Source organism: Candidatus Pelagibacter sp. Uisw_136 (genome assembly GCF_047720275.1).
Lineage (GTDB): Bacteria > Pseudomonadota > Alphaproteobacteria > Pelagibacterales > Pelagibacteraceae > Pelagibacter.
The window spans coordinates 1,128,095-1,154,933 of sequence record NZ_CP159812.1; the positions used below are offsets into that span (position 1 = coordinate 1,128,095).

A 26,839-nucleotide genomic window follows, 5' to 3' on the forward strand; every position below is an offset into this window, starting at 1 on the left:
ATATACATCTATATGAAAGTTGGAATAATTGGAAGCGGTGGAAGAGAACATGCTCTATGTTTATCCATCAAAAAATCACCTAGAGTTGATAAGATATACTGCTTTCCTGGTAATGCAGGAACCTCAAATATAGCAGAAAATATTGAAATTGATTTATCAGACTTTAATAAAATTAAAGAATTTTCAATCAAGAACGAAATTAGTTTATTAATTGTTGGACCAGAAAAACCATTAGTTGATGGAATAGTGGATTTCTTTAGCGATACAGAAATAAATATTTTTGGTCCTGATAAAATTTCTTCTCAGTTAGAAGGTTCAAAGATATTTACTAAAAAAATATGTGAAAAGTACAATATACCAACAGCCAAGTTTGGTATTTTTGAAAATTCTAATGATGCAATATCTTTTCTGGATAAAACTCAGTTTCCACTGGTTGTCAAAGCTGATGGTCTTGCATCTGGAAAGGGTGTTTATATTTGTGAAAACAAGGATAATGCAAATTTAGCAATAAAGGAGGTTTTTGATGGAAAGTTTGGATTAGCAAAAAATATTTTAATTGAAGAATTTCTTGTTGGTGAGGAAATGAGCTATTTTATTATAAGCGATGGTAAGGAAATTAAAAGCTTTGAAACAGCTCAGGATCATAAAAGAGTTCTAGAAGGTGATAAAGGAGCAAACACAGGTGGAATGGGAGCATATTCACCATCAAGGTTATTGAATCAATCTTTAGAAGAAAAAATATTAAATAAAATAATCAAACCTACCTTTACAGCCTTAGAAGAAATGGGATCTAATTATAAGGGATTTTTATACGCTGGCTTAATGATAGTTAAAGATGAGCCTTATTTGATTGAATACAATGTAAGAATGGGAGACCCAGAATGTCAAACCATTTTACCAAAATTAAAAACAGATTTATTTGAAATTATAGATGCATGCTGCAATGAAAATCTAAAAAATATAAATATAGAGTGGCATGATAAAAAGAGTTTATGCATTGTTTTATGTTCAAAGGGATATCCCGATAAATATAATAATGAAATTTTAATAGAAAATATTGAAAATCTAAAGCTGGATGAGGATGATTATTTTTTTCATGCTGGTACAAAAAAAATAAATAATAAAGTTTATTCAAATGGTGGGAGGGTAATTAATTTTGTTAGTCTTTCATCAAATTTTAAAAACAGTAGAGATAAAGCTATAAGTTTAATTAAAAACCTTAATTGGAAAGATGGGTTCTATAGAAAAGATATTGGCCATAAGGTGATTGATGAATGAGAATAATTTCAGGAAATTTTAAAGGCAAAAAAATTCTTCTACCTAAAGATAAACTTACAAGACCTCTTAAAGATTTAACAAAAGAATCAATTTTTAATATATTAAAGCATTCTAAATTATTAAATGTAGAGTTAGAAAATTCTAATATTTTAGATTTATTTTCAGGTGTTGGATCATTTGGTCTCGAATGTTTATCTAGAGGTGCTAAAAATGTTACCTTCTTGGAGAGTTATACTGACGTATTAAGTGTTTTAAAAAAAAATATAGATAACTTAAATCAGCAAAATCAAACAAAAGTAATTGAAAAAGATATTTTTTCTGAAAATACACTTAAGTTATTAAATGATAAATTTGATATTATTTTTATGGACCCTCCCTATAAAGAGAAAAAATTATCTTTTCTGTTGAATGCAATAACTAAATTTGAATTACTCAACACTGGAGGCATCATAATTATTCACAGACATAAAAAAGAAGAAGATGATCTACCCAAAGAATTTAACCTAATTCTAGAAAAAAATTATGGTATTTCAAAAATTATATTTGGAAATATTCTAACTTAAGGTTTTTTTTGTTTCTATTTTTATTAGCTCAACAGAAGGTTGATCAAAAGGATTAACATTTAAAGCTCGGCCAAGCAAAATAGTCTCTAATATAAAGAAACAAAATAGTTCACCTAAAGACTGTTCATTTCTTTTTAAAATTCTAAAACTTCTAAAAGGTATTTTTTTTGAAATAAAAACCTTCTCTGTAGCAATCATCTGAGATTGTTTTATTTTTTCTATTGATAGGTTTCTTAAAAACTTATGAGTATTTAACAAGCCACCATTTTTAATTTTTATATCTTTATTTTCTAGGACATTAAAAAATGTATAAAAATATTTATTTGGACCATCTAAATAAAGTTGCATTAAACTATGATTATCTTTTGGCATTGAAGATACAACAGGTAACAATCCTAATGATTTTTTTCCTAAGCTTTCAGCTATCAGCTGTTGATACCATTTAAATAAATTTTCAGATTGTTCATCATAATTTAAAATTATTGATGTTTGTTTTCCACTCTTAATTAAGCTTAACGTAGTTGACACATTGCTTACCAGGTTATTAATGAAATTTTTATTTTTAATAAGATTATTAAATTGCTTAAATTTCTTTTCATTCAAATTCATTAATTCTGCAGGTAGCATTCCAACTTCTGACAATACAGAATACCTGCCTCCTACATAATTCTTATGCTCAAATATTTCTGCTTTAAGTTTTGTTGCTAAGTTAGTTAGATAGCTATTTTTTGCCTCTGTAATGATAATATTTTCTTCTTTTTTATTAATTAATACATTTGCATTCGCTATTGTCTCTAATGTATTTCCTGATTTAGAAATAATTAAATTTAAATTTATATTTTTATTATCAAAATAACCTGCATTACTATTTAAATTATTAACAAAAGTAATTTTTTTTTTTATCTTAGGTTTTAAAAAATCATAAATAGCCTCAGATCCAAGAACTGATCCACCCATACCAATTATTCTTAAATTTGATAATTTTTTATATTTTTTAAGTACTTTTTTTGAATAACTATACTTATATGTGGGTTTTAAAGTTTCAAATAATGCTGGCTGATCTTTTAGTAATTTTAAAAAGTCTTTTTTTATTATTTTAGAATTTTTAATATTTAAAAAATTTTTAAATATCATTTTTCTAATGTTCAAGGTTATTAAATTTATTTTTTAGCCTTTTAAAAAACCCCTTTTTTTTGGGGTTTTCATTTTCTTCTTCTATAGTTTCATCTAAATTAATTTTTGAAGTTTTTTTTAAATTAACTTTTTTTTCATTAATCTTTTTAATAATGGATTGCTCAATAGAACTATTTGTATCATCACTTTTCTCACTTGTATTTGTAGAAGAGCTTTGATTAATTATATCTTTAATTTCTGAGATATCTTTTTTATCTGAAATTATACTTTCTTCAGGTTCTTTTCCTGGTTCTGGTAAATCTCCAAAAGTAGGTGGTAGCACTAACGGAGATTTTTTTTCAACTAAAAACTCATCACTTCCTTTTTTTTGGCTTCCTCCCAATCCTTCGGCAATTGTTCCACAGGAGTTTAAAAAAAGAATTATTAAAAAAGAAGCTATTAATGGATTAGTTTTTTTCATTTATATTTTTATTATTAAAAAAAAGTTCTACTAAAATAAGGCAAAAAACTCCAATGGTAATAAATATATCAGCCACATTAAAAATAAACCAATGAAAGCCATAAAAATGTAAATCAATAAAATCTGGAACGGCTGTATAAACTATCCTGTCATAAAAGTTTCCTAAGGCACCACCTGCAATTAAAGCTAAAAAATAACGCTGGATATTATTATTCTTCAACATCATAAATAAAATAGTAATAATGATAAGACCAATTAAAATTGTAATAGAGCTGTAAATAATACTTCCATCTATTGAAAATAAACCAAAAGCTATTCCTTTGTTCCAGATTAGAAATATGTTCAAATAAGGAGTGATATAAATATCAACTGAAGTTTCTACTTCTGCAAATTTTAAGATGTATAGCTTAGTTGCACGATCAAATATAAAAACTATTAATATAATTACTAAATTTAAATAAAAGTTTTTTAAGTTAATTTTGTTCATCAACTTTTTTATTTAATCTGAATGTCTCTCACATTTAACTTTATTAATTTTCCAACAAACTGGGCATTTATTTCCTTCGGCCTTAATCGTTTCAATAATTGTTTCATCTGTATTTGATTGATGAACTAAAGCAGAAGATGTGATGCATATTTCTGAAAAATCTACATTTTTTGAAATTTCAAATAATGTTTTATTTAGATTAATAACTAGGCTAGCTTCTAAACTTGATCCTATTTCCTTGCTAGCTCTTTTTGCTTCAATGCTTATATTGCAAATATCTCTAATTTTTTTTAACTCTATCCATTTCTTGTGCAGTTCTTCATCTTGAAAAGACTCTGGATATTTCATAAATTGTTCTAGATGAATACTTTTTTGCTCTTTGTTTATTAGAGTAAAAATTTCTTCAGTTGTAAATGAAAGTATTGGTGCAAACCATTTAACTAAAGATTCTAAAATAATATTTAAAACAACTATACTGCTTTTTCTTCTATCAGAATCTTTTGAATCACAATATAAAGCATCCTTCCTAATATCAAAATAAAATGATGATAAGTCTACTGTGCAAAAATTTAAAAGCTCTTTATAAAGATTATGAAAATCATAAGATTTAAAATAATTTTTAAAATTTTTATTTAGCTCATACACTCTATGAAGCATATATCTTTCTAATTCTGGTAATTGTTTGATGTCTAGACTTTCCATATCAATTTTTTGGAAATCATCATTTAGGTTACCTAGCAAATATCTAAATGTATTTCTAATTTTTCTATATGAATCTGCGTGTTGTTCTAAAATAGAATAATCAATTCTTAAATCCTCAGCATAATTAGATGATGCAACCCATATTCTTAAAATATCTGCACCATATTTTTTTAAAATATCCTCAGGTGCAATTACGTTTCCTACAGATTTTGACATTTTGAGACCTTTGCCATCTACAACAAACCCATGTGATAATATTGATTCATAAGGCGCTCTACCTCTCGTTCCACAAGATTCTAATAGTGACGAATGAAACCAACCTCTATGCTGATCAGAGCCTTCTAGATACATTGATGCTGGCCATTGAAGATCTTCTCTTTTTTCCAAAACAAATGCATGAGTACAACCGCTATCAAACCAAACTTCAACGATATCACTTATTTTTTCGTAATCTTCTGCTTTATATTTATCCCCTAAAAATCTTTGAGGATTATCAGAAAACCAACAATCAGAACCTTCTTTTTCATAAATGCTCGCAATATTCTCATTTACATTATCATCTACTAAAATTTCTTTAGTAGTTTTATGAACAAATATTGGAAGCGGAACTCCCCAAACTCTTTGTCTTGAAACACACCAATCTGGCCTTGTTTCAATCATTGCTTTTATTCTCTCTCTACCTTTGTCTGGATAAAATTTAGTGTCATCAAGTGCTTTTAACGCTTTTTTTCTCAAACCATGACTTTCCATTGAAATAAACCATTGCGGAGTTGCTCTATGAACAAGGGGTGCTTTTGATCTCCATGAATGTGGATAAGAATGAACTAGCTCTCCATTAGATAATAATTTTTTTTGTTCTTTTAATTTTTCAATAACAATCGGGTTAGCTTTAAAAATATGAGTTCCCTCAAATAAAGGAAGGTTTTTTGTATATTTACCATCTCCATCTACAGTCTCTATGGCTTTTATCCCATGCTTTAAACAAAGATTAAAATCATCGGGACCATGGCTAGGTGCGCAATGAACAATACCTGTTCCTTGTTCTGTTGTAACAAATCTTGCCTCAAGCATTGGTATATCATAATCATAACCAAGCTCTAAAAAAGGATGCCTACAAATTGTATCTTTAAAATCTTTACCCTTAAATTTTTTTATTTCTTTGTAACTTTTGATTTCACAATCTTTGATAACAGACTGTAGTAGGGCTTCCGCAACTACTATTTTTTTATTCTTAAAATCTCCTTCATCATTTAATTCAATTATTAAATAATCTAAAGACTCATTATAAGCTAAAGCTTTATTTGCAGGTATAGTCCATGGAGTGGTTGTCCATATAATAACTTCTGTATTTTCTAATTCTTTTATATTTGTTTTTTTAACTGGGAAGGATGTGTAAATTGTATCTGACTTATGATCTTGATACTCAACTTCAGCATCTGCTAAAGCAGTTTTTTCTACAGTTGACCAAAGAACAGGTTTAAACCCTCTATAAAGACTTCCTTCTTTTAAAAATTTTCCTAATTCTCTTACAATTTGGGCTTCTGCTTCAAAGCTCATTGTTGCATAATGATTGTCCCAATCTCCAACAACGCCTAATCTTTTAAATTGTGTTTTGTGAACTTCAATCCATTTTTCAGCAAACTCTCTACACTCTTTTCTAAATTCTGTTATTGGAACTTCATTTTTGTTTTTTTTGTTTTTTTTATATTGTTCTTCGATTTTCCACTCAATAGGTAGACCATGACAATCCCACCCCGGAACATACACAGAATCTTTACCATCCATTTGATGGAATTTTACTATTATGTCTTTTAAAATTTTATTTAAAGCTGTACCCATATGAATATTTCCATTCGCATATGGTGGACCATCATGAAGTATAAACTTCTCTTTACCCTTATTGGATTTTCTCAACTCCTTATAAAGATCAATTTTTTTCCAATATTCTAAAATTTCAGGTTCTTTATTCTGTAAATTTGCCTTCATGGAGAAAGCTGTTTTAGGTAGATTTATATTTTCTTTACTCATATTAACTTTTTTTAGCAACTTTTAAGTCACTTTGAATTTGTTTTTTTAATTGATCAACGTTTTTGAATTTTTTCTCTTTTCTTATAAACTTTGTGAACTCTACTGATAAATACTTATTATAAAGATTTCCAGAAAAATTAAAAATATGCACTTCTAATAAAATTTTTTTTTGATTGAAAGTTGGTCTATAACCAAGATTAGCAATAGCTTTTAGTGATTTATTGGAGTTTTTTTGTTTTACTTTAACAGCATAAACTCCAGGCATCGCAATCACATAATCCTTAATATCGATATTGCAGGTTGGAAAACCAATTTTTTTCCCTTGCTGCCTTCCCTTTTGAACAATTCCTTCAATTGACCAATTTCGACTTAATAACTTATTGGTTTTTTTTAATTGTCCTTTTTCTAGAAGAGAGCGAATATATGTTGAGGAGATAACTTTTTTATTTAAGATTAGTGGCTGCGGTTTTACTATTTTGTAATGATATTTTTTTTCATTTTTTATTAATTGTCTAACATTTCCCTCTCTTTTATTGCCGAATCTAAAATTATTACTAACAAATATATATTGGGCTTTTAATTTTTTCGATAAAATTTCTTTAATAAAAAAATCAGACTTAATTGCAGAAAATTTTTTATCAAATTTTTTAGTGATTATAAAGTCAACTCCTAAATCATCTAAAATTATATTTTTCTGTTTTACATTTAAAATTCTAAAGTTTTTAAAGTTTTTATTAAAAAACATTTTAGGCATTGGCTCAAAAGTTAAAACACCAATCTTTAAATTAAATTTTTTTTTATAAGTATTTGCTAACTTAAATAATCTTTGATGACCTAAATGAACTCCATCAAAATTTCCAATCAGGATAATTGATTTTTTATGATTTTTTGAAATATTAAAGTCTTTATACAGCTTCATATTCTACCACTTTAATTCTGTTTGAATAAAGTTTACAACAACTTCATATTTCTTTGAAATTACATCTATACCTTCTTTTTTAATTTCATCTCTATGAACACCATTTGATATAATTAAAGAATTATAATTTAAAAGATTGGCTCCTTTAATATCTGTATTTAAATTATCACCAATAGACAAAACTCTTTTCCCCTTGTTGTTAATTGCTTGATTATAAACCTCAGGAAATGGTTTTCCAAAATAAATGACCTCTCCCCCCATTTTTTCAAAAACAAGAGCTACAGATCCTGCACACAATTCTCTTTTTTCACCTCTATCAACAATTAAATCTGGGTTAGTACATATCATTTTCTTATTAATATGATCTTTGAATAATTCTTTGTAATAATTTAAATCTACCCCTTGTTCTTCAAATAAACCTGTGCAGAGTAAATATGAACTTTCTTTAATGTCATTAGTCTTATTTTTTTTAAAATCTAAAAATAAATCAAAATCTCTTGGTGGCCCTACGTGATAAAATTTTTCTTCCAGAGAGTTTTTTCTTAAATAATTCAGCGCTGCTTCTCCTGAGGAATAAACTTTTTCCCTAATTTCTTTTTTCATTCCCATTTTTTCTAAAAAATTATTTACTATTTTATTAGGTCTTGGCGCATTAGTTAATAGAACGTAGTCTTTGTTTGCTTTGGCGATTTCTTCTAAAACTTCAATTGCATTTTTATGAAGAGTTATTCCATTATGAACAACGCCCCATAAATCGATATAAAAAATATCATAATTCTCTACAATCGATCTTAATCCACCGTTATCTAAATTCTTAGTCATTATGGGAGGTATAACTTATAAAAAACACAATTTCTCTGGTTTTTTGCCCCACATATTTTTTTTAACATCTCTTGAAATAGTTAGCCTAATAGCTATATGAGTCGCATAATAAAAGGAGAATTTATGAAATTTAAACCGTTACACGATAGAGTTCTAATAGAAGTTTTAAACAGTAGTGAAAAAACTGCTGGAGGAATAATTATCCCTGATACAGCTCAAGAAAAACCTCAAGAAGGTAAAGTAATTGCTGTTGGTGGTGGAGCAAAAACTGAAGATGGAAAACTAATTCCAATGGATGTGAAAGTTGGAGATAAAGTTCTTTTTGGCAAATGGTCAGGAACTGAAATCAAAATAGACAGCAAAGAATATAGCATAATGAAAGAATCTGACATTATGGGTATTTCAGGAAAATAATTTAATTAAAGGAGAAAATAAAATGGCTAAAGTTATAAAATTTGACTCTGAAGCAAGAGCAGCAATGATAAGAGGTGTTGATATCCTTGCGAACACAGTAAAAGTTACACTTGGACCAAAAGGTAGAAATGTTGTTATTGACAAGTCTTATGGTGCACCAAGAATTACCAAAGACGGTGTTTCTGTTGCTAAGGAAATTGATCTTGAAGATAAATTTGAAAACATGGGTGCTCAAATGGTTAAGGAAGTTGCTAGCAAAACAAACGAAGAAGCTGGTGATGGAACAACTACAGCAACTATATTAGCACAAGCGATTGTTAAAGAAGGTGTTAAATATGTGACTGCAGGCATGAATCCTATGGACGTTAAAAGAGGAATCGATGCAGCAGTAGAACATGTTAAAGAAAGTCTAATTTCTTCAGCTAAAAAAGTAAAAGATAGTGATGAGATTGCTCAGGTTGGTACTATTTCATCTAATGGTGATAAAGAAATTGGTAACATGATTGCAAAAGCTATGCAAAAAGTTGGCAACGAAGGTGTTATTACTGTCGAAGAAGCAAAAGGAATAGAAACTGAGTTAGATGTTGTTGAAGGTATGCAGTTTGATAGAGGATATTTATCACCATACTTTATCACCAATGCTGATAAAATGACTACTGAGTTAGAAAATCCTTTTATTCTGTTACATGAAAAGAAATTAACTAACTTGCAACCAATGGTTCCACTTTTAGAAGCTGTTGTTCAAGCTGGAAGACCACTAATGATTATTTCAGAAGATGTTGAGGGTGAAGCTCTTGCAACTCTTGTTGTAAACAAACTTAGAGGTGGTTTAAAAGTTGTTGCTGTTAAAGCTCCTGGTTTTGGTGATAGAAGAAAATCAATGCTTGATGATATTGCAATCTTAACTGGTGGTCAGGTTATCTCTGAAGACATTGGAGTTAAACTTGAAAATGTTAAACTTACTGACCTTGGTTCTTGTAAGAGAGTAAAGGTTGACAAAGATAACAGTACCATCATTAGTGGTAGTGGTAAAAAATCTGAGATTGAAGCTAGATGTGCTCAAATTAAACAACAAGTTGGTGAAACGACTTCTGATTATGATAGAGAAAAACTTCAAGAAAGACTAGCAAAACTTGCTGGTGGAGTTGCTATAATCAAAGTTGGTGGTGCAACTGAAGTAGAAGTTAAAGAAAGAAAAGATAGAGTGGAAGATGCTCTTAACGCAACTAGAGCTGCTGTTGAAGAAGGAATAGTAGTTGGTGGTGGTTGTGCTCTTTTATATGCTTCACAAAGCCTAAGCTCACTTAAAGTTAAAGGAGACGATCAAAAAGCTGGAGTTGCGTTAGTAGCTAAAGCTTTACAAGCTCCTATTAGACAAATAACTTTAAACGCTGGAGTTGATGGTTCAGTTGTAGTTGGAAAGCTACTTGAGCAAAGCAAAAAGAATCAAGGTTTTGATGCTCAGAATGAAGAGTATGTTGATATGTTTGCAAAAGGTATCATTGATCCTGTTAAAGTTGTGAGAACAGCTTTACAAGATGCTGCTTCAATTGCTGGATTGCTTGTAACTACTGAAGCCATGATTGCTGACAAACCAGATGACAAAGATTCTGGTGCAGGTGGAATGCCTGGTGGAATGCCTGGTGGAATGGGCGGCATGGGCGGCATGGGTGGAATGGGTATGTAATCCCACTCTTTTTTAAAAAGAATTCAAAGGCCATCTTTTTAGGTGGCCTTTTTTTTGTTAAGCTGTTATAAGGTTAAGATATGTCAAAAAGATACAGTGGAAAATCATTTAAAGATTCAAGCACTGCTAAAAAGCCAAAATTAAGTCTAAAAGAAAAAAGAAAAAATAAAAAAGAGAAATCTAAAAAGTCTTAGACTTTAGCTCTTTTTTGACTGTGTTTTTTGAAGGTAAAGCTTTTGGGTCTGTCACTTCTACTTTTAAACTTCTTCTTTCCATCAAAACTAGAGCTTTTTTTTTCTCCACTCGTCGATGAACTTTCAGATGTTTTTTTTCCAAAATATTTAGGATTATTTGTGAAGCCTGTTGGTTTCGAGTCATCTTTTTTAGTAAAACTAGATTTTCCTTTATAACCGAAACTTTTTTTCTCACCGTCTCTTGATGATGAGCTAGATCTTCCATAACTAGATGGTTTTGACTTATCACCAAAACTAGATTTTCCTTTATAACCGAAACTTTTTTTCTCACCGTCTCTTGATGATGAGCTAGATGATTTTGATTTATAGCCAAAGCTTTTCTCTCCATCTCTTGATGATGAGCTAGATGATTTTCCTTTATAACCGAAACTTTTTTTCTCACCGTCTCTTGATGATGAGCTAGATCTTCCATAACTAGATGGTTTTGATTTATCTCCAAAACTAGATTTTCCTTTATAACCGAAACTTTTTTTCTCACCGTCTCTTGATGATGAGCTAGATCTTCCATAACTAGATGGTTTTGACTTATCACCAAAACTAGATTTTCCCTTGTAACCAAAACTTTTTTTCTCTCCATCTCTTGATGATGAACTAGATCTTCCATAGCTAGATTTTTTTTCGTCTCTGAATTTTCTTTTTTTATTGTATGGTGCTTTTCCTCTTTTACCACCTCTTGAATCTCCTCTTGCTCCACGTGGCGCAGGTTTAAAATTCGGATCAATTAATTTACTAATTTCGTTCCACATCGACCTATCATCTGGTGTAAGAAAAGTTAAAGCAGAACCTTCTGTTCCTGCTCTAGCAGTTCTTCCAATTCTATGAACATAATCTTCTGGCACTTGTGGAAGGTCATAATTTATTACGTGCTGGATTAACGGAATATCTAAACCTCTTGCAGCAACATCTGTTGCAATTAATATTCTCTTAAGGCCTTTTCTAAATGAAGTAATTACACGATCTCTTTTACTTTGACGAAGATCTCCATGAATAGCATCAGCTGAATGACCTTCTTCTTTAAGACGCTTAACCATTTTATCAGCACCTCTTTTAGTTTTAACAAAAACTAAAATTGATCCTTTTCTTGCTATAAATTGATCTACTAGTTGATCGTATTTATTTTCTTTAAAAACTTGAAGGGTTTCTTGTTTAATTTTTGCAATAGGAACTGATGTTGACCCTGTTGAAATTCTTTGAGGCTTATTTAGATATCTTTCAGAAATTCTAACAATATTCTGAGGTAATGTTGCTGAAAATAATAAGGTTTGATGATCCTTTGGAACAAATTTTAAAATTAACTCTATTTGAGGAGTAAACCCCATGTCCAACATTCTATCAGTTTCATCTAAGACTAAATATTTAGTAGCTGATAAATTTAAGCTTTTTCTTTTTAAGTGATCATTAATTCTTCCTGGTGTTCCAACAATTATTCTAGATCTGTTTCCCAGTTGTCTAAGTTGTTTTTGCATTGCCTCTCCACCAATAAGCAAGGCAGTTTTAATATTAATTTTATCGCTAATAATACTCTTAATTGCAGCCATTACTTGAGTTGCAAGCTCTCTAGTTGGGCACATAACTAACGCAAAAGCATTTTTATCTAATATTAATTTATTAATTAAAGGGATACTAAAAGCTAATGTTTTTCCAGTTCCTGTTTGGGCCGTTCCTAAAATATCTTTTCCCTCTAAAGCAACTGGTATTGCCATAGCTTGAATTGGGGTTGGTTTCGTAAACTTCATTTTTTCCAATGAATTTTTTAACGAATCTTCTATTTTTAGTAATTTAAAGTTTTCCATTTGGGTATTTAGATTTTTTAAAACTTAAGGAGATATGCTCTTAATCCTTTAATACGTCTAATTTGTATAGCGATATCTATACGTTTTTTTAATAATCACAAGAAGCTAATTTTTTATTAAAATAGCTTTAATGAGGAAATAATGGGTTTTTTTAAGTTTTCAAATGACTCAATTGATGTATAAGAGCCTCAAATTATGAAAAACAATATTCGAAACATCACAATTATTGCACACGTCGACCATGGTAAAACTACCATGATTGATACCCTTATGAAACAGAGTGGTTCATTTAGAGAAAATGAAATTGTTGATGAAAGGTTAATGGATTCTGGTGAACTAGAAAAAGAAAGAGGAATTACTATTTTAGCTAAACCTGCTTCAATCAACTGGAAAGATTCAAGAATTAATATTATTGATACACCTGGTCACAGAGATTTTGCTGCAGAAGTTGAGCGTGTATTAAGTATGGCTGATGGAGCATTATTACTTATCGATTCTGCTGAAGGTGTAATGCCTCAAACAAAATTTGTTTTAGCAAAAGCTCTTAAGCAAGGATTAAGACCAATTGTTATAATTAACAAATTAGATAAAGCAGATCAAAGAGCTGACGAAGTTTTAGATGAAACATTTGATTTATTCGTAAGTTTAGATGCAAATGAAGAGCAATTAGACTTTCCAGTTTTATACGCTAGTGGAAGATCTGGATGGGCTAGCAAAGAAGTTGATGGACCAAGAGAAAATCTTCACCCACTATTAGATTTGATTATAGAACATGTAAACCCTGCTGAGCTTGATAAAACGAAGCCTTTTGCAATGCTATCTACTTTATTGTATGCAGATAGTTTTTTAGGAAGAAGCTTGGTTGGAAAAATATCTCAAGGTACAGCAAAAGCTAATCAACCTATTAAGGCAATAAATCTTAAAGGTGAGAAAGTTGATGAAGGTAGATTAACTAAAATTTTTAGATACGAGGGAACAAAAAAAGTACCCATCGAAGTTGGTGAAGCGGGTGATATTGTTATAATTGCAGGTTTAGAAAAAGCTAACGTGGCTGATACAATTTGTGATCTAGAAGTGACTGAACCAATACACGCAACACCAATAGATCCTCCCACTATGTCTATTACTATAAGTGTTAATAGTTCACCTTTAGCTGGAACAGAAGGTAAAAAATTAACAAGTACTCAAATCAGAGATAGGTTGGTCACTGAAGCACAGAACAATGTTGGGATTTCTTTTTCTCAAAATAATAATGTAGATGCTTTTGTAATTAGTGGACGTGGTGAATTAATGCTTGAAATCTTATTAACGCAAATGAGACGTGAAGGTTTTGAGATGACAGTAAGCCCTCCAAAAGTTTTGTTTCAAAAAGATGAAAATGGAAACAGAATGGAGCCTATTGAAGAAATCACAGTTGATTTAGATGAAGAGTTTTCATCAAAAATTATTGATTCGATGAACAGAAGAAAAGGTAAATTACTTGATCTTAAAGATACAGGAAAAGATAAAAAAAGATTAATCTTTCATGCACCAACAAGAGGTTTAATGGGTTATACAAGTAGATTTTTAACTTTAACAAAAGGTACTGGTGTAATTAATAGAATCTTCCATGGTTATGGAAAATTTGAAGGTGAGATGGATGGCAGAAAAAATGGTGCTTTAATCTCAATGGCAAACGGAAAAGCTGTTGCATTTGCGATATTTAACTTACAGGCGAGAGGTGAAATGTTTGTAACTCATAATGATCCTGTTTATGAAGGAATGATTGTTGGATTGGCCCCAAAAGCTGGTGATATGATTATTAACGTTATGAAGGGTAAACAGTTAACTAACATGAGAACTCAAGGAACTGATGAAAACGTTGTGCTAACTCCAGTAAGACAAATGTCAATTGCAGAACAGCTAAGTATGTTAAATACTGATGAAGCATTAGAAATTACCCCTAAATCTCTTAGGTTGAGAAAAGCAATTCTTAATCCTAATGATAGAAAAAAGAACGAAAAATCGTCAACACCTCTCTAATTAAAAAACTTTCCAACAATAAATAAACTAAGAGCAACAGCTGGTCCAATTCCAAAAGCGAATAATAAAGTTCCAACTCCTACTGTACCACCCAAATACCAACCGATAGACATTACTGTAATTTCAAGAAAAGCTCTAACAATAGCAATCGGTAAATTTGTTTTTTTTTGTAAACCAACCATTAGTCCATCTCTTGGTCCAGCTCCTAAATTAGCCACTAGATAAATACCACCACCAAGCCCTACTGTGAGTACCGCTATAATGGCTAAAAATATTTGATAAATATAATTTTCAGGTGTTGGCACGAATTTTATGCAGACATCAATCATCAAGCCAATAATTATTGCATTTAAGATTGTTCCAATTCCAGGTTTTTGTTTTAAAGGTAACCACAACAGTAAAACACCAATGCTTACAAATATAGTTATTATTCCAGTAGAAAAATCGACATTCAATGCAATACCTTGTGCTAGAACAGACCAGGGTGAGGCTCCAGCAAAAGAGACAATTAATAATCCCTCACCTAAACCAAATAAAGTTAATCCAAGACACAAAAAAAAGAAAGTTGAAATTTTTGGTTTAAGATTTAATGGTTTTTCAGAACTCCAATAAACTTTAGGAATATTTTTGATTTTCAAGAACATTTTTTAATAAATTACTTCTTTTAAAATTAAAGTCTATTATTGTTAACACTTTATGAAAAAATTTTTTATACTAATTTTATTTTTAACATATTCACTTAGCTCTAATGCCCACATGGCGCATTATAATAAATTTAATAAAATTGAAATGGAGATTTTAAAAGATGGTGAAGTTATTGGCTATAATTACTATTTTTTTAAAAAGGATGGAGATAAGACAACAGTCACAAATCAAATTAAGTTTATAGTAAAGTTATTTGGGGCAACAATTTTTGAAATTGAAGGGTACGGAGAAGAAAAATATATTAAAGATAAATTGATTTCTTTTAATTCTAAAACACTTCAAAATGATAAAGAAAAATATGTAGATTTAGAATTTAATGAACAAACAGATAAATTTGATATTCAAGGTTCTTCCTATAGTGGTGTGGCATCAACAAAAAATGTAATTGGAAACTGGTGGAGCCACAAAATTTTACAAACTGATAGTCAAATTAGCCCAGTATCAGGTAGTATCAAAGAACAGATAGTAACGTTTATCGGTAAAGAAAAAATTGAACTTTATGGTAAAACTTATGAGGTAGATCATTTTAAATTAACCTCAAAAGACATGTCTTTACCAAAAGATAAAAGACTTAATTTTGATATATGGTTTAATAAAAAAAATTCTTTAATTTTAAAAGTTACTTATTCTAGATTAGGAAATTGGGAATATAAGGTTAAAAAGTTTGAATAAAATTATTTATTTATTTTATTAAAAAGATCTTGAGCACTTATCCATCCCGATTCTAATCTAGGTCCAACAAACCAATCCGCACAAGCTCCAAGGTTTAAAGAGGAATTCCAATAACTTTTAATTCTTAAAGGTTTTGAGTTAGATGAATATTTCCATCCATGATTTAATGAAAATAAAACTTTAGTTTTTTTGATACCTGTAAGTTTAAAAAACTGCTCAATCAAAGTTTTTATATTTAGTTTATTATTTTCTCTATTTTTATTAATCTCTTTATTTGCCCATGAGTAAGTACTTTGTAGGGTCCAAAGATCATTTTTACTTTTAAAACGCATTTTACTATTTTCATTTCCAGCCCAGCCTAAAATTTTATCATTAAAAAAATAACTACTAACATTAATTTTACTTTTTTTTGTAGTCATCATGACAGTTATATTCGCATCCATTTTAATTCTTTTATTGATAAATGAATGTTTAATATATTTTTTTGAAAGTTTTTTTAATTGAGGGAATGGACAAGTTAATATCAAAGATTTATAAAATTTTATTGATCCATCTGAAAAAGATATTTCCCAAACTTTTTTTTTATTAGCAATTTTAATAACCTCACTACTAAAATTACAGTTAATATTTTTTAATAAATATTTACTAATTGCATTATTTCCCTTTTTACCAATTATCTTAATATGGTTCTTATCCTCTTTTTTATTATCATTAAGAAAAATATGATTTCCCGTCCACTTTTTAAGAATTTTTTTTAAAATTAAACTTTTTATAAAACTTTTAAATTGGATACTTTTTGGTGAAATATACTGAACACCATGATCAAAGCTTTCATTCTTATTAAGCTTTTTATTAGATGATCTTCCCCCAACCCCTCTTGCCTTATCATAAACATCTAATGAATATTTTTTACTAAGGGAGTTTGCAATTGTTGCACCAGAAATGCCAGAACCAATAATACAAAAGTCCTTCATTTACCTGCAACTACCATACCTTCTATTAACATCGTAGGAGCATTTGTAGAATATTTAAACTCAAGATCGTCAGCTAAGGTAATGTTTTTGAATATGTCTTTAAAATTTCCAGCAATAGTTATTTCACTTACTGGATATTTAAACACTCCATTTTCAACCATAAACCCTGTGGCACCAACTGAATAATCTCCTGTAACTAAATTGCTTCCATGACCGATGGTTTCTGTAACGTATAAAGTTCTTTGGTTTAATTTTAATAAGTCCTTGTATGAAATAGAACCTTTTTCAAAATATAAATTACTTGTTCCACCACTTCTACCATTTGACTTAAGGTTTAGCTTTTTCCCATTGTAAGTATCCACTAAATAATGTTTTAAAATACCTTGATCTACTAATTTTAATTCATCAGTTTTTACCCCTTCAGAGTCAAAATATCTTGAACCTAATCCTTTAATTATATTGGGTTTATCAAAAATATTTATTGAAGATGTAAATATTTCTTCATTAATTTTATCTTTTAAAAAAGATGTACCTCTTGCAATAGAAGAAGCAGATATTGCACTTGCAAAAACACTCAACATTCCTTTTGAAATTCTTCTATCAAAGACAATACTAATTTTTTCACTTTCTATTTTTTTTGGATCTAATTTTTGTAATGTTTTTTTTGCTGCTATTGCACCAATTTGGCTAGGCTTTAACATATCATTTAGATGACAAGTACTGGTAAATTCATAATCTCTTTCCATTTTATTATTAGAATCTTTTGCTACGGCGACACATGATGCTGAAAAAGAAGAAGACTTATAGCCATTTAAAAAACCATCACTGCTTGCTAATATAAAATTTGATTTTGACTCGGAGAAACCAGTTTCTGTATTAATAATTTCTTTTTTTTGGAATGCAGTTTCTTCTACTTCTTTTAAATATTCAATTTTTTCATCATTCTCTATATGGTCATCATCATATAAATTTAGATCATTAATTTTATTAGCCAGTAAGTCTTTATCCGGCAATGAATTATATTCATCTTCTGGAGTAATTTTTGTTGTCTCAATACATCTTTCTACCAATGTCTTGATATTTTCTTCTGTAAGATTTGAAGAAGAAATACTTGATTTTTTTTTACCAATATAGGTTGTCAGACTAACGCCTAAACTATCTGATCTATCAGATTCGTCTAATTTTTTATTTCTAAAATTTACCGTTTCTGAGATGGAGTGCATCACAGCAGCAGTTGAATCTGTTGCTCCAAGTTTTTTTGCTAAATCTATGCAAAAAGAAGCTGTCTTTTTTAAATAATCTTGATCTTTAACCATATGATTTATAATTGAGTTCCGCCAACAGTCATTTTATCAATTAAGATCGATGGTTGCGCCACACCTACTGGAACACCTTGGCCAGCTTTTCCGCAAGTTCCAATACCTGGGTCAAGCATCATGTTATTTCCAACTAATGAAACCTCTTTTAAAATAGAAGGACCATCACCAATTAACGTTGCCCCCTTAATAGGTGATCCAATTTTACCGTTAATAATTTCATAAGCTTCTGTACAGTTAAATACAAATTTTCCTGAAGTAATATCCACTTGCCCACCACCAAAACTTACTGCAAATATTCCTTTATCAACCGATTTAATCATCTCTTCTTGAGAATATTTTCCATTTAACATCATGGTATTTCTCATTCTTGGGAGAACAACATGTTTGTAACTTTCTCGTCTTCCACTACCTGTGGATCTTGTATTCATCAATCTAGCATTAAGCCGATCTTGCATAAAATTTTTTAATATGCCATTTTCTATTAAAACAGTTTTTTCAGTTGGTGTCCCCTCATCATCTATTGTTAAACTTCCTCTTCTATTATGAAGAGTTCCATCATCAACAATAGTAACACCTTCACTGGCAACTCTTTGGCCCATTAAATTATGAAAAGCAGATGTTTTTTTTCTATTAAAGTCACCTTCAAGGCCATGTCCTATAGCTTCATGAATAAGTATTGCTGGCCAACCTGATCCTAAAACAACTTTCATTTCTCCTGCTGGCGCAGGTTTACTTTCAAGGTTTACTGAAGCAATTCTAAATGCTTCATCACATACTTTTTTCCAATTATCATCTTTAAGGTATTCATCATAAGATTGTCTTCCACCAATTCCATAAACTCCTGTTTCTTTTTTTCCATCTTTCTCAAGCATAACCGAAACATTGAAACGAATTAAAGGTCTTACATCTGTTAAAACTTCACCTCCAGATCTTATAATTTCTATAGATTTATGTTCACCTGAAAAACTAGCAGTGACTTGTTGCACTATTCCACCTTTAGCTCTCGTATAGTTGTTAACTTCTTTTAAAAGATCCAATTTAGATTGTAGTGATTTTTCTTCTATTGGATTAACATCTTTATAAAATTTTTCATTAGATTGTGGAATTTCATGGTTGTAGATACCTTTTTGAGATTTTAATGTTGAGCTTAGATTATTGGCAGATTGTTTTAATGATTTTTTTGAAATTTCATTTGAATGAGAATAAGCTACTACTTCGCCAGTTACGGCTCTTAAGCCATATCCTAGATCAGAACTATAACTGGAGCTCTTTATTTTATCATCATCAAGTATAATAGATTCGCTTTTAGAATTTTCTAAATAAAGTTCACCATCATCACAATTATTTAGTGTTTCTGAAATAATACTTTCCGCATCTTTCCTTGATAAATCTGTTTTAGTAAAAAAATCACTCATAGATAACAAATAATAGTTATAATTATTTTTTCAATTGTCGTATTTCGCACATATACAATCTATCGGATTCTCTATAATTTTAGGGATAAATTAAAAAAAAGGACAATATAATGAAAAAATTTGATGAATTAATGAACGTTTCTAACGAGATACAGAATATTTCGGTTGATGAAGCTAAAGAAAAACTAAATGACCCAAATGTGCAATTTGTAGACGTAAGAGATAAAGATAGTTTTGAGTCAGAAACTATTGGTAATGCTGTAAATTTAGAAAGAGGCTTATTAGAGTTTTATCTTGCTGATGGTAGTCCTTTAGAAAACGAAATGTTTAAGAAAAATCCTGATAAAGAATATATAGTTTTTTGTGGTCTTGGAGGGCAAAGCACACTTGCAACAAAAACTATGCAGGAAATGGGAATAAAAAACGTAAAAAATATGACTGGCGGAATGACAGCTTGGAAAAATAAAAAGTAAATTGTGAAAGTTTATTTTAATAATTCATGTAAAATTTGCCGTGCCGAAATAGATTTGTATAAAAAACAAAATATTAAAGACATAGAATGGGTGGATATTACAAATAATAAATCAGCAGAAATAGAAACTCAAAGAAATGCTAAGAACCTTTTACGTAGACTTCATATTAAAGATGGGGAGAAGGTAATTGGAGGGGCAGAAGCTTTTTTATTAGTGTGGAAAAAAATTCCTAAATATAAGTTTCTTTATAGTTTCTTTAAAACTCCTATAATTTTTACTTTATTTTCTTTTTTTTACGAAATTATTGCTTTCTTTTTATTTTTAAAAAATAAAAAACAACTTTTAAAATAAGTTTTTAATGTTGAGAAGAGGTGCTGAATAAAATATATTTTAGTTATGAAAATTTTAATACTATTTTTATTTATATTTAGTTTTATTTCTTCTGCTCAGTCCTCTCAAAAAATTATTTTGAATAATCTTTTTGACCAACTTCAAACTATTAATAATTCAAAAAGTACTGCTTTATTGGAACAAAAAATTTGGTCTATTTGGAATGAACATCCTAATGATTTTAAATTAACTGAAAAATTGGAGTTTGGAACAGAGCTGATGCAATATGGGGATTATGATTATGCATTAAAAGTTTTCAGCAATATACTAAAAAGTGATCCTAAATGGTCTGAAGCTTGGAATAAAAGAGCAACGGTATATTTTTTAATGAGTCAATTTACAAATTCATTAAATGATATTGATAAAGTTTTAGATATAGAACCTAGACACTTTGGAGCTTTATCAGGACAGGCAAGAATTTTCATAAAACTTCAAGAATATGAAAAAGCAATTAAGAGTATTGAAAGCGCATTAAAATTCTACCCCTCATTTAAAAGCCGTGAACTGATACCTGAAATTGAAAGGTTAATTAAAGAAGATAGTATCTAATTTAATCTTTTCTAGCTCTTTTTCTTGAAATTAACTGCGTTAGCGAGTCAACCATTAGATCAGAGGCTTTAAATATTTCATTTGATTTGAATTCATGGGAAGAATTTTTTTCTGAGTTTGATTTATCTTCAATGACTATTCCTTCATCAGGGGAATTATTTTTTATATAAATTAATAGCAGCCACTCTTCATCTGGTGCTTCATCCCATTTGATAAAGATTTCACCAGTTTCAAATCTTTGGTCAATGCATCTAAAGATGGACATGTGTCTAGTGATATGTCGTTTGTTAAGTTGAAAGACTAAACTGCTGGCACTTCTATAAAAACTTTCAAGAGAAAGTTCAATTTTCTGCCTCGCAATTTTATAATCTTTCTCTTTTTGAAGTAAAGTTTCTCTATCCTCATCACCTTGAATTTTTACTCCTAGAGCCTCTACTCTTTCTCTAATTTTTTGATCTCTTATAATTCTATATTTATCTTTTAATTTCTCTATTCTTGCTTGAAGGCCAGCATAATCATCTCTTTTTTCTTTTAATGAAACCTTTTCAAGCTTTTCTAATTCTTTAATTTCTCTTATTCTAAATTTTTCTATTTGTTTTTCTAACTGTAATTGTTTTAGAAATTGTTTTTGTCTTTCAGCATGTTCAATTCTAAGTAACGCTTGTTCTTTACGTAAAAATAGCTTTATGTCTCTTGCTCTTTCTTTTTCAAGTTTAATTTCTTCTTTTAATTCTTTTTCTTGGAATTTAGTTTGCTCCTCTTCTTTTTTTACTTTTTGTTTTTGAATTTGTAATTTTTCTTTTTCTTTTTTTTCAATTTCCTCAAGTTGTCTTCTTCTTTTTTCTTCCGCTTTTAAGGTTTTATATTCAAATATTCTATTGGCGATGCTATCAAAAAAAGCTTGAATATACTTTTCTAAACTAAAATTAATTTTAAAATTAAATTCTGGCTTTAAAGAATTTTGAAGTTCAACTACCCTTGATATTATGGTTGCTTTTTTTTTAGTATTAACTTTTCGTTTTTTCTTATTTGTTTTTATATATTTACTTATCTTTTTTTTATTAATAATATTTTTTTTTACTTTTGAATTTTTTTTTTGTTTTTTATATATAATTTTTTTAACCTTTTTTTTTATTAAAGGTTTTTTTTTAATAGAATTTTTTTTTATTTTTTTCATACTTTAAGAAAATTAGATTTATCAATTAATTACTGATAAATATAGTCTCTTGTTTAAAGATATTGTGGAAAATCTTATTAAATCTACTTAAGCCGTCTTTAGGGACTCTAATGTAAAATTAAGCTTACGAAGATCTTCTAGCAGTTGTTTTTTATCTTTTTCATTTAAAAGACTGACAGGTGGTATAACATTTTTGTAACTGTCATCTTGCTCTGACATAAAAGAATGTAACCCTGATATTAAATTATATTGATCAAATGTGCCTCTAACACTACACAGAGTCTCATTTGCTGTTTGTTGTTTTTTTTCATTAAAATCATCATAAACTTTTCTAGATAAGTTAGCTGTTACATTGCAAGTTGCCGTAATAATACCAACACATCCAAGTTCAAGACCTTTTAAAAGTTTTAACTCTGATCCTGGCATAACTGAGAAATTATCAATCTTTAAATTCTCATATAGGTTATACGAACTGTCTTTAACACCAACTATTTGTTTTGGAAACTTCTTAACAAGCTCTTCAACGCATTCAATACTAAATTTATAACCACACAACTTTTCAAAGTTATATAAAATAATCTTACTTTCCGGTACAGCCTCAACCACTCTTGAATAAAACTCTATTACCTCGTTATCACCATACTTATAATAAGCAGGTGGCATTATTAAAAAATCACTAAAATTTAATGATTTGGCAACCTTCATTAAATTTATAGTTTCATTTAAAGAATTAAGCCCAGTTCCAATTAAATATTTTTCTCTATATTTGCTTTTTGATAATTCATTTAATAGAGCAATTTTTTCACTTATAGATATAAGTTGTGCTTGTCCTGTGCTTCCAAAAATAGCAACACCATGGCAACCATAATCTATTATTTTTTCAGCATGACTAATTGTTTTTTTAACATTTAAACTTAAGTCACTATTAAATACTGACAGGCCTGCTGCATAGATACCATTAATTTTATTCATAATTTTAATTTATATATAATTAGATATTAGTCAAAGAATTCAATTTTTTTTAATCTCAAGTAAACTTTTATATATTTTAACAATTTCTGCACATTTATCATGATAATTAAAAATAGAAGTATCATATTTTACTTTGGTTATATTTTTAGTATAAAATATTTTTTGCTTCTGATTAAAGTTACACACCTTAATCTTAAATTTTTTTATCCAATCTTTGTTTCCTATGTGTAAGCTTGAGATGATGGGTAATCGAAATTGCATTGCCTCTACCAATGTAAAACCAAATGTTTCCCAACGAGAGGCAAATACTGCTACATCAAATAAATTATAGTAATTAGAAACATTATTAACATTTCCTAATAAAATTATATTTTTATAATTTTTAATTTTATTATTAAATTCTTCATGTCCATTTCCTATTAATAATAAAGTCGAATTTTTTGGAGACTCTTTCTTAAATTTCTTTAAAATTAAATCAAAACCCTTTTGAGGATGAAATCTGCCAATTGAACCAAAAATTATATTTTTTTTTGGAATCTTTAATTCTTTTTTTAATTCCGTTTTATTTTTTGTGATTGGTTTCAGTCTCGTCCATAGATAAGATTTAAATAAAGCTCCTTTAAAATTTTTAGCAGCCTGCTTAAATTGAGTACTATTTGAAACTATTAATCCATCACAATTTTTTAAAATCGACTTTTTAAAATTCATGTGTGCTGTTGCAATAATTTTAAATTTATCTGATTTACTAACGCACTTTGCGGCATTACTTAAATGCGTATGAACAATATCTGGTTTGTTTTTATTAATTATTTTTGTGATTTGAATTTTCTTAAAAAAATCTATTATTGGAAATATCTTAACATTTTTATTTATATTTTTTTTTAGTATTAAATTTTTTTTTAAAATAACAACTGAGATATCAAAAAAATTTGATTGATAATCAATTAAATCACATAAATACTTTTCTGAACCCGCAAAACCTTTTGATATTAATATATGTAAAATCTTAATCTTTTTCATGTGTGTATTTTATAAGCTATCTATAACCATATCTTTAGCCTGATTAACAATAGACGCTAACCTACTTAATTCTGGGTTAATATCAGGATGTATTTTTTTCATAATCTTTTTATAAATATTTAAAACTTCTAATTTTGTATATTTTTTTTTGTTATCTAAATTTAAAATCTTATATGCCTCATCTAAAGATAATGTGGCTGAATTTTTAATATTTTGATTCTTGTTAAATGAAAATCTACCCGATCTTCTAAGTGTTTGAATGAGTTTATATAAACCAATTAATTGAAATATTGAAAACCCTTTTAACTTAACTATGGCTAAGCTTAATAAAGTTAATGGTACACTTAATAAAAATTTTCCTCCTACCGCAAGTATTATCGCCAAAATTATTAAACCTAAAAAAATTAATTTTCTTAAATGTTTTGATATTTTTTTTGATGAAGTGTTGGCTACTAATTTAAGTAAAAAGTAAATAATTCCTAAAAAAACTAGTGTATAAATGATAATATTCATATATTTAATTTGTATCCATGAAAATACCACAACTTAAAAAAAAATCAGAAATAAAAACGTGTCATAATGTTAGCTGGGAAGATGATTATAGCTGGATACATCAAGATGACATCCTGGAAGTTTTGAAGGATAGTAAAAAATTAAACCCTGAAGTCAGAAAATATCTTGAAGAAGAAAACTCATATACTGATTTTCACTTATTAGACACCAAGAAAATTCAAAAAAAATTATTTGATGAAATCAAAGGAAGAATAAAATTAGATGACGAATCCTTGCCCTTTAAAGATTTTGATTATGAGTATTGGTCAAAAACAACTACTAAAGGAAATTATTCTATAAAATTAAGGAAAAAAATTGGAACTAATAATATTGAAGAAATTTGGAATGGTGATGAAGAAAAAGAAAAACTAAAAGTAGAATACTTTGGTGTTGGCGATTTAGAGGTTAGTTTTAATGATAAATATTTAGGATACTCTTTAGATACAAAAGGTTCTGAATATTACACAATATATATTAGAGACATAGAAACTAAAAAATTAGTAACTGATAAGATAGAGGAGACATCGGGTGGCATAACTTTTAGTTTAGATGATCAATATATTTTTTATTCAAAACTTGATGAAAATCATAGACCGAGAAAAATTTATAGACACAAATTAGGAACTAAAGTTAATGAAGATCAATTAATTTTTGAAGAAAAAAGTGAAGCTTTTACGGTTGGAATTGGTTTAAGCTCAGATGATAAATACTTCTTTATCAGCTCTTCAGACCATAATACTTCTGAACAATATTACTTTGATGTTAATGAAAAAGATCCTAAACCTAAATTAATAAAAAAAAGACAAAGAGGAATTCTTTATTCTGTTAATTCTTGGGATGGTAAATTTTATAATCATACTAATGAAAATGCTGAAGATTTTAAAATAGACATTAGTGATAACTTGGAAAAACCAGACTGGAAAAGTTTTATTGCTGCAAAAAATGAAGTTCTAATTGGAGGGTTAACATTTTTAAAAAATTGGATCATAAGATCTGAAACTTCAGATGCTTTAGATAAATTATTTGTAAAAAATATTACAACTGGAATAGAAGAAGAGCTAATTTTTTCTGATGAAACTGTATATGTTCCTGGTGCCTCTTTAATGCAAAGAGATAAAAATACAGATGAGATATACATAAGTTATTCTTCACCTAAGACGCAGTCTAGAGTTTATTCTTATAACTTAAGCACAAAAGAAAAGAAATTAGTTAAAGAACAAGAAATTCCTTCTGGTCATAATCCTGATGACTACATTGTTGAAAGAGTTGACTGTAAATCACATGATGGAAGGCTGGTTCCTCTTACAATTACAAGACATAAAAATACTAAACTGGATGGAAGTGCTAAATTGTTGCTTTATGGTTATGGTTCATACGGAAGTTCTATGAACCCTAGTTTTTCTACTACTAGATTAAGTTTAATTAATAGAGATATCATCTGGGTTACAGCTCATATTAGAGGAGGCATGGAAAGAGGTATGAAGTGGTGGAAAGAAGGGAAACTGCTTAATAAGAAAAATACTTTTGAAGATTATATTGCCTCTGCAAAATATTTGATTGAAAATAAATATACTTCAAAAAATAAAATAGTAGGTATGGGTGGTTCTGCAGGCGGTCTTCTTATGGGTGCTGTAGTTAATCAAGCCCCTGAATTATTTCTAGGAATTATAATGGCCGTACCATTTGTCGACTCATTGACAACTAATTTAGATCATTCTTTACCTTTAACCGTTGGGGAATTTGATGAGTTTGGAAATGCAAAAGATAAAAAAGATCACTTTGATTATATTTATTCTTATGCTCCCTATAACAATATTAAAAAGATGGATTATCCTCATATACTGATCACAACAAGTTTAAGTGATAACAGAGTATTATTTGATGAGCCTGCAAAATTCACTGCCAAACTTAGAGAGTATAAAACTGATAATAATTTATTGCTTTTAAAAACTGAAATGAACGCAGGTCATGGTGGTAAATCTGGTAGAGATGGAGCTATAGAAGAAATTGCTCTTGATTATGCATTTGCATTAAAAATTGCTGAAAAAATTTAGTCTC

At 28.8% G+C, this 26,839-nt stretch carries 25 protein-coding genes; 10 read left to right on the plus strand and 15 right to left on the minus strand.

Going from position 1 to position 26,839, the window contains the following annotated elements:
• Nucleotides 1–12 precede the first annotated feature (12 nt).
• Both purD and rsmD read left to right on the plus strand, forming a co-directional pair.
• On the plus strand, nt 13–1,278 hold the full coding sequence (purD, locus tag ABXT53_RS06095; protein WP_415290280.1) for a phosphoribosylamine--glycine ligase: 1,266 nt from the start codon (nt 13–15) through the stop codon (nt 1,276–1,278).
• Complete coding sequence (gene rsmD / locus ABXT53_RS06100; RefSeq protein ID WP_415290282.1) at nt 1,275–1,841, plus strand: 16S rRNA (guanine(966)-N(2))-methyltransferase RsmD; 567 nt, start codon at nt 1,275–1,277, stop codon at nt 1,839–1,841. Before purD ends, rsmD begins: the two co-directional genes overlap by 4 nt.
• Here the strand turns inward: rsmD and ABXT53_RS06105 are convergent.
• The 6 genes from ABXT53_RS06105 to ABXT53_RS06130 are packed head-to-tail and all read right to left on the minus strand — an operon-like array spanning nt 1,833 to nt 8,393.
• Nucleotides 1,833–2,975, minus strand: a complete 1,143-nt coding sequence (locus tag ABXT53_RS06105) for a glucose-6-phosphate isomerase (protein ID WP_415290284.1) — start codon at nt 2,973–2,975, stop codon at nt 1,833–1,835. The two genes, rsmD and ABXT53_RS06105, sit on opposite strands and share 9 nt — an antisense overlap.
• Nucleotides 2,976–2,979: 4 nt before the next feature.
• Complete coding sequence (locus ABXT53_RS06110; protein WP_415290285.1) at nt 2,980–3,435, minus strand: DUF3035 domain-containing protein; 456 nt, start codon at nt 3,433–3,435, stop codon at nt 2,980–2,982.
• Nucleotides 3,422–3,922: a signal peptidase II gene (gene lspA / locus ABXT53_RS06115; protein WP_415290286.1), complete on the minus strand. Its 501-nt coding sequence runs from the start codon at nt 3,920–3,922 to the stop codon at nt 3,422–3,424. The genes ABXT53_RS06110 and lspA overlap by 14 nt, the downstream gene beginning before the upstream one ends.
• A 12-nt stretch (nt 3,923–3,934) precedes the next feature.
• Nucleotides 3,935–6,652 carry an isoleucine--tRNA ligase gene (gene ileS / locus ABXT53_RS06120; protein ID WP_415290287.1) on the minus strand — a complete coding sequence of 906 codons (2,718 nt, stop codon included), beginning with the start codon at nt 6,650–6,652 and terminating at the stop codon, nt 3,935–3,937.
• A 1-nt stretch (nt 6,653) separates the two neighbouring features.
• Entirely contained in the window at nt 6,654–7,571 is a 918-nt protein-coding gene (gene ribF / locus ABXT53_RS06125) for a riboflavin biosynthesis protein RibF (protein ID WP_415290288.1), read from the minus strand.
• A gap of 3 nt (nt 7,572–7,574) precedes the next feature.
• Nucleotides 7,575–8,393 (minus strand): TIGR01459 family HAD-type hydrolase, encoded by an 819-nt coding sequence (locus ABXT53_RS06130; RefSeq protein ID WP_415290289.1) that lies wholly within the window; start codon nt 8,391–8,393, stop codon nt 7,575–7,577.
• A gap of 123 nt (nt 8,394–8,516) precedes the next feature.
• Here ABXT53_RS06130 and groES point away from each other — a divergent pair, with 123 nt between their 5' ends.
• A complete protein-coding gene (gene groES / locus ABXT53_RS06135; protein ID WP_168607095.1) occupies nt 8,517–8,807 on the plus strand; it encodes a co-chaperone GroES in 291 nt (96 codons plus the stop codon).
• Nucleotides 8,808–8,829: 22 nt separating this feature from the next.
• Nucleotides 8,830–10,494, plus strand: a complete 1,665-nt coding sequence (gene groL / locus ABXT53_RS06140; protein ID WP_415290290.1) for a chaperonin GroEL — start codon at nt 8,830–8,832, stop codon at nt 10,492–10,494.
• A gap of 190 nt (nt 10,495–10,684) precedes the next feature.
• Here the strand turns inward: groL and ABXT53_RS06145 are convergent, their stop codons facing one another.
• Nucleotides 10,685–12,541, minus strand: coding sequence for a DEAD/DEAH box helicase (locus ABXT53_RS06145; RefSeq protein ID WP_415290291.1), 1,857 nt, complete (start codon nt 12,539–12,541; stop codon nt 10,685–10,687).
• Nucleotides 12,542–12,736: 195 nt separating this feature from the next.
• Here ABXT53_RS06145 and typA point away from each other — a divergent pair, with 195 nt between their 5' ends.
• Complete coding sequence (gene typA, locus ABXT53_RS06150; protein WP_415290292.1) at nt 12,737–14,563, plus strand: translational GTPase TypA; 1,827 nt, start codon at nt 12,737–12,739, stop codon at nt 14,561–14,563.
• Here the strand turns inward: typA and ABXT53_RS06155 are convergent.
• Nucleotides 14,560–15,207, minus strand: a complete 648-nt coding sequence (locus ABXT53_RS06155; RefSeq protein WP_415290293.1) for a YczE/YyaS/YitT family protein — start codon at nt 15,205–15,207, stop codon at nt 14,560–14,562. The genes typA and ABXT53_RS06155 overlap by 4 nt on opposite strands.
• A 52-nt stretch (nt 15,208–15,259) precedes the next feature.
• Here ABXT53_RS06155 and ABXT53_RS06160 point away from each other — a divergent pair, with 52 nt between their 5' ends.
• The gene (locus ABXT53_RS06160; protein WP_415290294.1) at nt 15,260–15,940 is read left to right on the plus strand and encodes a DUF6134 family protein; all 681 of its coding nucleotides are present in this window, start codon (nt 15,260–15,262) and stop codon (nt 15,938–15,940) included.
• A gap of 2 nt (nt 15,941–15,942) precedes the next feature.
• Here the strand turns inward: ABXT53_RS06160 and ABXT53_RS06165 are convergent, their stop codons facing one another.
• The 3 genes from ABXT53_RS06165 to tldD are packed head-to-tail and all read right to left on the minus strand — an operon-like array spanning nt 15,943 to nt 19,648.
• Nucleotides 15,943–16,914 (minus strand): NAD(P)/FAD-dependent oxidoreductase, encoded by a 972-nt coding sequence (locus ABXT53_RS06165; protein WP_415290295.1) that lies wholly within the window; start codon nt 16,912–16,914, stop codon nt 15,943–15,945.
• Nucleotides 16,911–18,230, minus strand: coding sequence for a TldD/PmbA family protein (locus ABXT53_RS06170; protein ID WP_415290296.1), 1,320 nt, complete (start codon nt 18,228–18,230; stop codon nt 16,911–16,913). Before ABXT53_RS06170 ends, ABXT53_RS06165 begins: the two co-directional genes overlap by 4 nt.
• A gap of 5 nt (nt 18,231–18,235) precedes the next feature.
• The gene (gene tldD / locus ABXT53_RS06175; RefSeq protein WP_415290297.1) at nt 18,236–19,648 is read right to left on the minus strand and encodes a metalloprotease TldD; all 1,413 of its coding nucleotides are present in this window, start codon (nt 19,646–19,648) and stop codon (nt 18,236–18,238) included.
• A gap of 110 nt (nt 19,649–19,758) precedes the next feature.
• On the opposite strand from tldD, the gene ABXT53_RS06180 reads away from it, so the two are divergent.
• The 3 genes from ABXT53_RS06180 to ABXT53_RS06190 are packed head-to-tail and all read left to right on the plus strand — an operon-like array spanning nt 19,759 to nt 21,060.
• Nucleotides 19,759–20,121 carry a rhodanese-like domain-containing protein gene (locus ABXT53_RS06180; RefSeq protein WP_415290298.1) on the plus strand — a complete coding sequence of 121 codons (363 nt, stop codon included), beginning with the start codon at nt 19,759–19,761 and terminating at the stop codon, nt 20,119–20,121.
• A gap of 3 nt (nt 20,122–20,124) precedes the next feature.
• On the plus strand, nt 20,125–20,472 hold the full coding sequence (locus ABXT53_RS06185) for a thiol-disulfide oxidoreductase DCC family protein (protein ID WP_415290299.1): 348 nt from the start codon (nt 20,125–20,127) through the stop codon (nt 20,470–20,472).
• 45 nt (nt 20,473–20,517) lie between these two features.
• Nucleotides 20,518–21,060, plus strand: coding sequence for a tetratricopeptide repeat protein (locus ABXT53_RS06190; protein ID WP_415290300.1), 543 nt, complete (start codon nt 20,518–20,520; stop codon nt 21,058–21,060).
• Between the two features lies 1 nt (nt 21,061).
• Here the strand turns inward: ABXT53_RS06190 and ABXT53_RS06195 are convergent, their stop codons facing one another.
• The 4 genes from ABXT53_RS06195 to ABXT53_RS06210 form a co-directional block, all read right to left on the minus strand.
• Nucleotides 21,062–22,237: a hypothetical protein gene (locus ABXT53_RS06195; protein WP_415290301.1), complete on the minus strand. Its 1,176-nt coding sequence runs from the start codon at nt 22,235–22,237 to the stop codon at nt 21,062–21,064.
• An 87-nt stretch (nt 22,238–22,324) separates the two neighbouring features.
• The gene (locus tag ABXT53_RS06200) at nt 22,325–23,209 is read right to left on the minus strand and encodes a dihydrodipicolinate synthase family protein (RefSeq protein WP_415290302.1); all 885 of its coding nucleotides are present in this window, start codon (nt 23,207–23,209) and stop codon (nt 22,325–22,327) included.
• Between the two features lie 39 nt (nt 23,210–23,248).
• A complete protein-coding gene (locus ABXT53_RS06205; protein WP_415290303.1) occupies nt 23,249–24,229 on the minus strand; it encodes a glycosyltransferase in 981 nt (326 codons plus the stop codon).
• Nucleotides 24,230–24,238: 9 nt separating this feature from the next.
• Nucleotides 24,239–24,742, minus strand: coding sequence for a molecular chaperone DnaJ (locus tag ABXT53_RS06210; RefSeq protein WP_415290304.1), 504 nt, complete (start codon nt 24,740–24,742; stop codon nt 24,239–24,241).
• Between the two features lie 17 nt (nt 24,743–24,759).
• On the opposite strand from ABXT53_RS06210, the gene ABXT53_RS06215 reads away from it, so the two are divergent.
• Complete coding sequence (locus ABXT53_RS06215; RefSeq protein WP_415290305.1) at nt 24,760–26,835, plus strand: S9 family peptidase; 2,076 nt, start codon at nt 24,760–24,762, stop codon at nt 26,833–26,835.
• The last annotated feature ends 4 nt before the right edge of the window (nt 26,836–26,839 follow it).